At 52.4% G+C, this 376-nt stretch carries 1 protein-coding gene; it reads left to right on the top strand.

Going from position 1 to position 376, the window contains the following annotated elements; genetic code table 11:
* Window positions 1-376: replication endonuclease (locus NXS07_RS20940; protein ID WP_258087626.1), on the top strand; the 376-nt coding region annotated here is incomplete at both ends.

The following is a 376-nucleotide window of genomic DNA, read 5'->3' as shown; positions in this document are numbered from 1 at the left end:
GCCGCAATGGCGGTCAATAAAAACCGCTCCCCGTATGCCAGCCGTCAGGCCATACAGGATGTGAAGTCACAGCGCCTGTCCAATATGCAATACCTTCAGGCGATGGATATTGAAGACGTGGAGACCGGAGAGCGTTTTGATCTCGTTGAAAAGGTCATGCAAAGCATTTCCAATCCTGAAATTCGCCGGATGGAACTGATGGCACAGATTGCCGGGATTGAACGGGTCGCCACTGCCCGGGGTGATATCGGCATGTTTATTACGATCACCACGCCGTCAAAATATCACCCAACCCGCCTGATGGGTAAAGACAAAATCGCGGTACTGAATAGCAACTGGGCTGATGAAGCCTACACGCCGAAAGACGGCCAGCGTT

The sequence above is a fragment of the Xenorhabdus bovienii genome (assembly GCF_024721015.1).
GTDB lineage: Bacteria > Pseudomonadota > Gammaproteobacteria > Enterobacterales > Enterobacteriaceae > Xenorhabdus > Xenorhabdus bovienii.
The sequence above is the reverse complement of the archived record's forward strand: the minus strand, read 5'-3'. Positions and strand labels throughout refer to the sequence as shown.